Annotated in this window: 10 protein-coding genes; 5 read left to right on the top strand and 5 right to left on the bottom strand. The window is 47.0% G+C overall.

Annotation, left to right across the window (positions count from 1 at the left end; genetic code table 11):
* The coding region (locus ACQY4U_RS12305) for a hypothetical protein (RefSeq protein WP_428329708.1) at positions 1-199 on the bottom strand (199 nt) is incomplete at its 3' end.
* Between the two features lie 2759 nt (positions 200-2958).
* Positions 2959-3546, bottom strand: a complete 588-nt coding sequence (locus ACQY4U_RS12300; RefSeq protein ID WP_428329707.1) for a U6 snRNA-associated Sm-like protein LSm8 — start codon at positions 3544-3546, stop codon at positions 2959-2961.
* 320 nt (positions 3547-3866) lie between these two features.
* On the opposite strand from ACQY4U_RS12300, the gene ACQY4U_RS12295 reads away from it, so the two are divergent.
* From ACQY4U_RS12295 to ACQY4U_RS12285, 3 genes are all read left to right on the top strand, one after another.
* Entirely contained in the window at positions 3867-4097 is a 231-nt protein-coding gene (locus tag ACQY4U_RS12295; protein ID WP_428329706.1) for a glutaredoxin family protein, read from the top strand.
* Between the two features lie 419 nt (positions 4098-4516).
* Positions 4517-5452 carry a S1/P1 nuclease gene (locus ACQY4U_RS12290; RefSeq protein WP_428329705.1) on the top strand — a complete coding sequence of 312 codons (936 nt, stop codon included), beginning with the start codon at positions 4517-4519 and terminating at the stop codon, positions 5450-5452.
* Entirely contained in the window at positions 5385-5660 is a 276-nt protein-coding gene (locus tag ACQY4U_RS12285) for a hypothetical protein (protein ID WP_428329704.1), read from the top strand. The genes ACQY4U_RS12290 and ACQY4U_RS12285 overlap by 68 nt, the downstream gene beginning before the upstream one ends.
* Before the next feature lie 194 nt (positions 5661-5854).
* Here ACQY4U_RS12285 and ACQY4U_RS12280 read toward each other — a convergent pair whose 3' ends face one another.
* A complete protein-coding gene (locus tag ACQY4U_RS12280) occupies positions 5855-7012 on the bottom strand; it encodes a hypothetical protein (RefSeq protein WP_428329703.1) in 1158 nt (385 codons plus the stop codon).
* A gap of 524 nt (positions 7013-7536) precedes the next feature.
* Here ACQY4U_RS12280 and ACQY4U_RS12275 point away from each other — a divergent pair.
* Positions 7537-8127, top strand: coding sequence for an SGNH/GDSL hydrolase family protein (locus ACQY4U_RS12275; protein WP_428329702.1), 591 nt, complete (start codon positions 7537-7539; stop codon positions 8125-8127).
* A gap of 179 nt (positions 8128-8306) precedes the next feature.
* Entirely contained in the window at positions 8307-8534 is a 228-nt protein-coding gene (locus ACQY4U_RS12270) for a hypothetical protein (protein WP_428329701.1), read from the top strand.
* 200 nt (positions 8535-8734) lie between these two features.
* On the opposite strand, the gene ACQY4U_RS12265 is transcribed toward ACQY4U_RS12270, so the two are convergent.
* Complete coding sequence (locus ACQY4U_RS12265; RefSeq protein WP_428329700.1) at positions 8735-9508, bottom strand: DNA-formamidopyrimidine glycosylase family protein; 774 nt, start codon at positions 9506-9508, stop codon at positions 8735-8737.
* Positions 9509-9523: 15 nt separating this feature from the next.
* Positions 9524-9754 carry a hypothetical protein gene (locus ACQY4U_RS12260; protein WP_428329699.1) on the bottom strand — a complete coding sequence of 77 codons (231 nt, stop codon included), beginning with the start codon at positions 9752-9754 and terminating at the stop codon, positions 9524-9526.
* Positions 9755-9760 lie beyond the last annotated feature (6 nt).

Below are 9760 nucleotides of genomic sequence, written 5' to 3'. Positions count from 1 at the left end.
TAGGATGAGGGTGAAGATTCGGCTTCGCTAGGCAGAGACGTTTCATGGATTTACGTGGGCTTGGATGCTCGTGATGTTCTTGCGGGATTTTATGGTATATACTATCGGGAAGATCATGTAAGTGTGTGTGCAAGTACACAGTGGTTGCTCTTATTCCGTTGTCACTCACCACTTTTGAAACATCTTCTTCTCTGGTCATCGTTATATCTCTCACATATGCCACGAGGACAACCCATTTAGCGTGTTTGCAAATATAAAGTGAATGATTCTTTTTCCGCTCTCACTCATCACTTCCGAAACATCCCGTCTCAGGCCATCGTTATAGCTGTGTAACTCCATCTGCGAGAACTCATAAAGGCGCTGGATATTCTCCTTCCGCTTCTTCTACCTCTCCCTTACTTCTCAATCTCAACATCCCATAACATCAAAGCCCGATTCTTATTGGCTTCCTTGGCTAAAAGAGTCATACTCGACACGACCCCATCCTCCACTTCTCGAGGTCCACCACTCTTCGAACGCCATATTTGGAACCTCCAGGAAGCCACACTCAGTTCACACCCAATATCCACTTCTCAAGGTTAGACCGTCCCTTCGAAAGCCAAGCTCCATAAGCTAAAGCAGAATCAGGCCACTTAATCAGACCTTCAGCCCTCTTCTACAGTCACTGGCAGCATTAGCCTTCCCACTCACCGCACCCCAAATCATCAATCATGACTCCAGACTCCATTTCGCTACCCATCCTGGAACAGCCGTCCATCATTGAGGCGCCCAGGGGATGGGTCAACGTTTATTGCTGCAAATGTAAGGCGTGGACGCCGATGAAACGGATATCGTTGGATTGTCCGGCTTGTGGGCATCGTCATTGTGGTTATTGCAGACAGGAGAAACTGGAGGACGAGTAGGGGGCAGCGGAAACGGTAACGGCGAGAGTCGGGAACGAAGAGAGGAGTGGAGTTTGCGTATTTTTTGATCGGTGGAGTTTGAGGCCGGATGATGTCATGTTTTCGGAATGACTTGGTACAAGGATGGGTGCGTCGGTAACGATGGAGGTGTTTCGTGATTTTGCCAATGTTGTATGCAGTGAAGCAAGCGGCTATTTTTAGGGATTCTATCTCTAGGGTTCTGCAATCCTTCAACCGAAATAGCACTCCAGGTCTGCAGCGCCCGCCGTACTCCACCTGTAAACTCCACGCTCCATTTAAACCCTAAACTTTGCACCCCCCCCCCCTTCGTCCTACTCATCATCGCTTATCTATATCTTTCACAATCAACACAATCACCGCCCACAATGCCCTTCCTAGCAAAATCCCTCACCGCCCTCGGCCTTCTCTTCCTCGCCCACGCGTAAGCCCCCCTTCCTTCTCCCCCACCCCTTTCATTTCCTCTTCTCCTTCCCGCCCTCTTCTCATACCTCTCTATTCTCTAACTCTCCATTCCCCTATCTCCATATCCCCCCCTCCCCCCCCCCCCTCCCCCCAACCCCGCAGCTAACACCCCCCCGCCCCCTCCCGTAGATGCTACTCCGCGCACGAACACTCCTCCCTCCTCGCTCTACACCAATCCTCCCCGTCCCTCACCACCACCTCCACCAGCAGCACCAGCAGCCCATCCCTCCCCCTAGACATCACCCTCGAAACCATCATCTCCGTCCTCGTCATCTGCGTGGGCTTAGTCTGGGGCGCGGAGGGACTGAAGCCGATAAGTTGGCGGGTGTGGGCTGGGGGGTTGGAGAGAGAGAAGGGAACAGTGGGAGGGGCGGGAGGGCCGTATGAGGGGTTGGAGGGGAGGGTGGGGTTTTGGGACGTTAGGGTGAGTGAAAGGGGGGTTTTTTTTTTGTCGGAGGATAAGGGGAGGGGTAGGGGTGAATGGGAGGGAGGGAAGGATGGAGAGGGAGGGTTTTGGGTTTGGGAAATGAGGGCTAATGCGTTTGGGATATAGGCTAGTAGGAGGGAGTTTGCGGATTGGGTGAGGGAGGGGGGCGTGGCTGCCAAGGGCTAGGATGGGCGCTGGTTTGGTTGGCGGTATGGTGGTGTCTTTTGTGAGGGATCAGGACCGGGGCTGATGCTATGCGTCGATGGTTGGGTCCAGAGGGGGGGGGAGTTTGAGGTGAATCAAGATACCCTGATGTTGCTACTCAGAGTTTGAGCGTCTATTGAGAAGACGCATACACCTCTGTCCCCTGGATACTGGGAAATTACTCCTTCTCATCTCCTTACATGTCCGCCAGAAGACGCGCATCAGGACGAACCACGGCCGATCATTGAGGATTGTGTCTGAAAGAGATAGTTGGGAAGAATATCTTTAGCATGGGCGAAGACTTTAGACGAGATAGGCCTCGGTATGGGAGGGGAGAGGATCCCAAATCCATCGCCAATCTACAAAGCTGGAATCACGAAGAGAAATGTCACTGCAGCTGAACATGCAAAGCTCAAAGTGTCGTGTCTGCTTGCCAGTGGCCTATGAATGCCATATCAAAACCCAACGGTCCAATCCCAAAAACGAGCCTTTCGGCCGATGGCACCATGCTCGGTGTTGTGACCATCGCTGCCAATCCCTTATCTACACACGCATGACCTCCGAAGGTTGGGCGTCGAGTGACTCGTGCCAACGGAGCCGAGCAGCCGCCGCGATTCGGGTTTCTGTCCTTCCCGACCGTCGTACATGGGCCAAGATACGAAAATAAACTATGGCTGCCAGCGTGCCCTCCCGCCAGCACAACTGCCCGAACCCCAGCCTCGTACGTAGGTGCTTCTGCAGCGCCCCTCCCTTCTGGCCCGGCCGCCCTATCCCGTCCTCTCCTCATGCACTGCGCTTGTGTACTTTGTCATTCCTCTCTCATCCCATCCCAACTCCGTCCCACCCCCACCTCCACTTCGCCACCTCATCTCCAACGCATACCATACCCCCCCCAATCATCCCTCCCACCGCACATATCCCCCCATCACCCCCAAGCCTCTCTCACGAATGCTTCACCCCCCCCACTACCCCCCCTCTAACCCTCCCCCAATCAATCCTCCCATCCAACTCCTCATCCACCAGCCCACAAACCGCGACGTTCTCCCCCCGTATCAAATAAAGCCCATGGCTCACTTCTGCGCTGGGTTCGTCGTCGTCGGGCGGGCGGATGATCCGTTCGATTGTGGAGGAGAGGACGAGGTTGGTGAGTTGGTCTGTGGAGAGGAGGGTTCCGAGGAGGGTGCGGCCGTCGGTTGTGAGGATGAGGACTTTTTCTATTGGGGGGGTGGGGTAGGGGGTTAGTTGGGGGTCTAGAGGGGGGTGGGGGGTGGGGGGTGAGTTTGTGGGGGGATGGGGAGGAAAAGGGGGGGAAGGGGAAGGGAAAAATGAGTCAGGAATGGGGGAGAAAAGGGAGGGGAAGGGTAAGGAAAATGGGTCAGGAACGGGGGAGGAAAGGGAGGGGAGTGAGGGGAGGAGGTACTGTTGACGTAGGGCTGGAGAGACATCGAGGAGCTTGCCTGTGCCGGCGCTCAAAGGGCCCAGCGGCCACGCGTGTACGATCCTCCTCAATCGGGCAGGACCTCCCCACACTTCCGGTCGTCAAGGCAGCTCGACTGTGGGTTGAGACGAGGTTGACATGGCAGAGCTGGTGTCGTTGCAGTGGTCGTACGATTTCGAAGATGTTTTGCTGCAAGAACTTGCAGGGCCGAAATAGGGCCGAACTAGCGCCGAACTAGCGCCGAATCAGTGTTTGGCAAGTTGATCGCGTCTTCGAGATTCTTTTCACCGCAGACATATAATCTATGGCGCACGCATCTTATGGGATTTCGTCTCATGTTCGACTGATCTAACACCCCTTCTCTTTCCGCTAGCCGACAGCTTTCAATTAAGCCGATAGCTTTCAATTAACAATGAGACCCTCTCCGACTCTTCTTCAGCACACGGCGCGCATAACGCTCTTCACTCGCGCCAACTGCTCTCTGTGCGAGACGGCGAAGACGGTTTTGTCCAACGTGAAAAAGAGCCAGGAGTTCGAATACAACGAAATCAACGTCATGGAGCCCGGGCAGAAACAATGGAGGGATCTCTACGAATTCGATACGCCTGTGGTACGTCTACAACCTCACAGCCAAGTTCCATGACCCTAACGACAGCATCTGTTTTAGGTCCATGTCCAGCGCATCCACCATACATACTCGAAACCGGACATTGCGACCGAAGCTCGAAAACTGATGCATCGGTTTACGGAGGGGGAGGTAGAGGCTCTGATTGAGGAAGCCGAGGGGCATTCATAGACTCACTGAGGGTATCTTGCCTCCTTCACAGCTGATCGCAAGCAACCACACAACACGCTTTCACAAAGAAGGGACGCTATCGTCCATACGGGCCAGTAATCTTCGCAATACCCGACGCCGCTCCCTTCGCCATGTTCAGCGCCGAATGAGCATACGAGCCCTTGGCGCTAGCCAAAGCAGAGGTTAGATATGCTGGCAGAGCGATCATATCCGCAGCGACGGAGAAATATGACTAAAAAAACATTAGTTAGTTTTAACTTTGTCTCATGAAGAAATACCTGTCCCTGTTCATATTTATTTCGCTTGCCATTACTTTGGTTTCATGGGGTTTTAAAGGACACCAGACTGTCGCGATAATTGCAGAAGATCATTTGACGCCAAAAGCCAATGAGGAGATAATCAACCTATTAGGCGGCCAGAAAATATCTGAAATCGCATCCTGGGCGGATGAGGTAAGGAACCAGGCTGCATATAAGCAAACCAGTTCCATGCATTATATCAATGCGCCATTAGGATTAAACTATGAACAGTTTGCTGCACTGGTGAAATCACAGGGAGATAACAATGTCTACGGCGCTATTATGAAGTATGCAGCTTTACTGACAAGCACGGGAGCAAGTAAAGATGAAAAAGCAGAAGCATTGAAATTCGTAGTTCATTTCGTTGGGGATATTCATCAACCCTTTCATGTAAGCAGGGCCGAGGATAAAGGAGGCAATACCATACAAGTTCAGTTCGAGGGAAAAGACACGAACCTTCATAGTTTATGGGACAGCAAGTTGATTGACCGGGAAGGTTTAACAACGGAGCAGATGGCTAAGTTATATGATAGTGCAAATCCGGAACAAATAAAAAGGTGGCAAATTCAATCACCGATGCAATGGGCATGGGAAAGTTACCAGTTAAGCACGCAGCTGTATATTGCAGTAGAAAAAAATAATATACTGGATGATGCGTATTATCAAAAACAGATTCCCATTGTACACCAAAGAATCGCATTGGCTGGTATCCGCTTAGCAGGTTTACTTAATCAAATATTCACAGGTGTCAACGGAAAATCACCCTATAAAGAATCTTACCCGCCGCCGGTAGTAAAAAGCGGGCCCGGGAATATCTTCCCCCCCGTTCAATTGAATGAAGTCAGCAAACATATTGGAGCAGGTAAATGTCAAAGGAGTTGTTGCAGGTTACAAAGAGTTTGAACAGCTGCTGCTGATCAACCTGGGGGAACCCTACCCTAACAGTCCCTTAACACTCGTATTCAAGGGTGATGCCCAATCGATAGGCAATCCATTGAAAGTTAAGGGAACGGCTGTTATTGTGCTGGGCACACTGATCAATTATAAAGGCAAACCTGAGATCGAAATCACCAAGAATGACCAAATATTGCTGCAACCTGCCGGCAATTAATACTATAAAAATTAAGTTTGGAATTAGAGCTTCATCTTTCTAGCATAAAAGAAAAAATACTGTTTTTTAATTAGCAATGATGATAAGAAATCAATTGGTTTGCCCGCCTGTTTTCAATAAATAAGTAATCCTCAATTCCAGCGTCCGGTGATTGGTATGATCAATTTGGAAATCCGCGTGTCAAAGCAATTCATTTAAAGCTCATAGGATGAGTTCTTTGCAATATCAAGTAGTAATTCCTTAATTAATGACTGACCGCTGTTCCATCGTTTTGAACTGTTTATGGATCTGATCTCTTGCCTGTCTTTGATTAGCAGATTGGGCATATAATAATCCTGCATCAACTTTTTCATTTCATGATGGATCTCCTGTAAGCTCCCGTTTAAAACCAATTCCGCATCGCTTAGAATCAGTTCAGCCAAAGCATCGGTCATACTGGTTACATAATATGGACAATCCCAATCATGCCGGTAAGGGTGATCGCCTTTAATATTCACTTTTTGTAAGGGCAGTGAAAGATCTTCCATGATTTCACCGATGGCGTTACCAAATACATTGGAATATTCAGCAATAAAGTGATGCCACCAACGCGGATGCTGGGGAAGTTCCTTCAATAGCGTATCGCAGACCAATACACGTACCGGAAAATGGGGATTTAATGGGTTCATGATAACTAAGGATGTCCCAAAATGGCCCTCTGTAGGGGAATGGCGGCTACATACGACAAAGAATTGCAAATCTTTTACTCCAGCTTCATGTAATGTGATTACCTGTTCTTTAATTTCCTGTAAGCGATCCTCCAGAAATCCCAGTTTGAACATGACCGTTAAATTTCCTTCCGATTTAGCCGAAAACCGTTTACTGTTTTCATCGAATACATTTCCGTTAGCCGGGCGGCTGGCAAAATGATTACCACTATTATAACGAATTTGCTCTGATTCAACAGGATATGTACTAATATCCGAATTATCGCCTGCTTCGGTTTGTTTACTTGGGTGTACAGAACGAAAAGGAACATGCATTTTTTCGCTATCCATCCTGTGTGCAAGATTATAAATACGCTGCTCAAAAGCAGCTAATAAAGGATCCCCCGTAGCTGGATCAAAATAGACCTCAGCTAAGCTTCTTCCCAAATGCCCGGCAATTGCGCTTTGTTCCAATAACTTTTTCAGCGGGTGAACAGAGTGCAGGAAAAAATCGCGTAAGGCATCATTTGATAAATATTCAGCTAATGATTGATCGAACCGGAGTAACGTTTCATCTTCATGTTCAAAAATCCAATTGTTTAAAAATTGGTAGACTTCAAATTCAAAATTAAGGTTTGCCGCTTCTGCCGTCTCTTTCGTATTCATGTATTCTTGCCTTGACTTTATTGCGTGATTAGTTACTGGTTGCTTTAATAGTTTTATTATTTGATGTATTAGTTTGATTTATTTAAACTGATCTTAAAATCTTCCAGTTTAATTAGTAGCGACTTGCGTCTGCCAAATCATCCTGGAATTATTCAGTGATAATTCTTTTTTCATCAGGTAAAAGGCAGCATTCATCAAACATTTTTTGCCCTGCGGTTCTTTGATAAAAATTTTTCTATTATTTATTCAATGATAGCCAATAGCTGAATGCCAGAAAAAGTATCGAATTTGCCAAAGGATTTTTGACACTTCTAAAATAATAAAAAAAATTCTTTTTTAATACGGTTTAGAAAATAATTAGAAAGTGTTGGAAGGGCTTATTTAAATAGAACTAACCCTAAGGTGATCATCTTTTTTGCCTGGTTGATTAAATCCATTCAAATCAAATAAGGGTTAATTTTGAATGGATTTATATAATTATTCCGGAATCATTTAATTAGGTTTGGCAGCTTAAACGAAATGGTATGCTTTGGTATGAAGAGGAAATTGTGCATTTGGAAAAAGAACGGGCAGCACTAACCTACACGCCAGATACCCTATTTTACGGAAGCTCATCTATCAGGCAGTGGACGACCCTCGCTGATGATTTTAAAAATCTAAGTACCGTAAACCTTGGCTTTGGTGGTTCTACGCTGGCTGCCTGCGCTTGGTTCTTTGAGCGGATAATGTCCGGTTACCGGCCTGACAGAATCATTATTTATGCGGGCGATAATGATTTGGCGGATGGCAGGCATCCTCAGGAGGTATGTCTCTTTTTTAAAGAATTGATAGTAGCTGTAAATAAGAAATACGGTACGATCCCCTGTTATTTTATATCCTTAAAACCAAGTATTGCGCGCTGGGGACTTATCGATCAATTCAAATATACCAATGAGCTAATATTAAAAGAGGTCTGTCAGCATCCGGATTGGAGTTGGGTAGATATTTTTACACCCATGTTAAACAATGAAGGAAAACCTAACGCCGATTATTTTGCCGCTGATGGGCTCCATCTGAATAGGAAGGGGTATCAACTTTGGGCAAGCGTCCTACAAAATGCATTGGATCTGGAATAATCGGAAGCACACTGCTCAAGAGCAATCCTGCCAGGAATTCAAAGTATAATGGCATTCCTGATATCCAAACAAAAAAGACAAAAAGGTATTCCTTCAAGCCGCAAGGAATTAAATACTATAGAAAAATTGGCTTGCAATTCTATAGATAACCCATTAGCTTAGTGGAAAAAACTAAAAAAATGAAAAAGATCTTTGTATTTCTCACTGTATTGATGTTAGGTATGGCCAGCTTTAACCAGGTCAATGCGTTGCCATTTCAGACCAAGCCCGCGCAGCATTTGAAGAAAGATGGCACCCCTGATAAACGGTTCAAAGCCAATAAGAAACCGGCAGGCCCGCTAAAAAAAGACGGTACCGCAGATATGAGGTATAAAGCCAATAAAAAAGCTACCCCAAAGAAACACTGATCCTGCTGTGTAAACGCCTGCCTTCGAGGGCAGGCGTTTACTGCTAGGATGCATGGAATCACCACATTTGTACTGTACTCCTAAAATCCCAAGAAATACGACTTATTTTAGGATAGGATCAATATGATTACGGGGGTATAAAAATTCATTATCGTAAAAGTGCCTATGGATTTACATGCTATGCAGCGAATACGGCAAACTCATTCAAATAATTCCTGGCCTTCGGTATAGTAAGTTTTTCGTGAAGCAATTTCTGTTACCAGAATAGCTTCGCCCTTGGGTGTCAGCTTGTGTTTAGGCAGGTGTACCTTCAGAAAATCCCGTTCCTTTTCAGTAATTGTATCCGGGAAATGTTTGATAATGTGAGCCTCTGCATCTGTTAACACTTGTTTGATCGCTTTGGTCAATACATCAATTTTGTTTTTCGGAATCTTTTCAGCTATTGAAAAAGGCGAGAGCCCGGCTGCATAAAGGATCTCGTCGACATAGGCATTGCCGATACCCTGAACGACCTTTCCGTCAGTCAGTACCGTTTTAATAGGGCGGCTAATTTTCTTCAGCGCAGTACCCAGGTAGCCTTCCGGAAGCGCTAAAGCGTCCGGCACTTTTGATATTTCCGGATCGAGGGACAGCATTACGGATTTCTGCCAGTCTGTAATGGCCAGTCCCGTACCATCTGCAAACTCCAGCTCTGCTATGGTAAACTTGTTTTCGTTTTCGCCCTCGTACCAATGCATAGCACCATAAAGCATTAAATGAAGGCCCAGTACATGGCCTTCCTTAAAGACGAAGTACAATTGCTTGCCAACCCGGTTGATAGCTACGAGTTGCTGCCCTTCCAGCGCCGCTGCAAAAGCAGTTTCCGGTGTTTTGAGTTTCCTTGGAACAAGAATGTGGATGGCGGTGAGGGTTTTGCCAACAAGCCGCTTGGCGAGATTACTGCTGAATATATTCAAATCCGGGATTTCAGGCATAGCGATTTTTTTTATTTATTGATAGTTACTTTCTATTCTTAAACCTATTTCAGCAATGATCGCATCCGGCAGGATCACGCCGGAGGCTTGTATCCAGTCCCATTGCTCGGTATGAGCTATGGATGCGACCCATTTACCGTTAAAAAGCACGTCATGGTGCTCGTCCTGCATCACTGCTTCGCAATAGATCAAATGGCCTGCATAATCCAGACCAAAACCGATCACCGGGTGTTCCCTATCATCCATTTCTAC

Source organism: Mucilaginibacter sp. (assembly GCF_965277465.1).
Classification (GTDB): Bacteria; Bacteroidota; Bacteroidia; order Sphingobacteriales; family Sphingobacteriaceae; genus Mucilaginibacter.
Note: the sequence above shows the minus strand (reverse complement) of the source record. Positions and strands in the feature narration are given on the sequence as shown.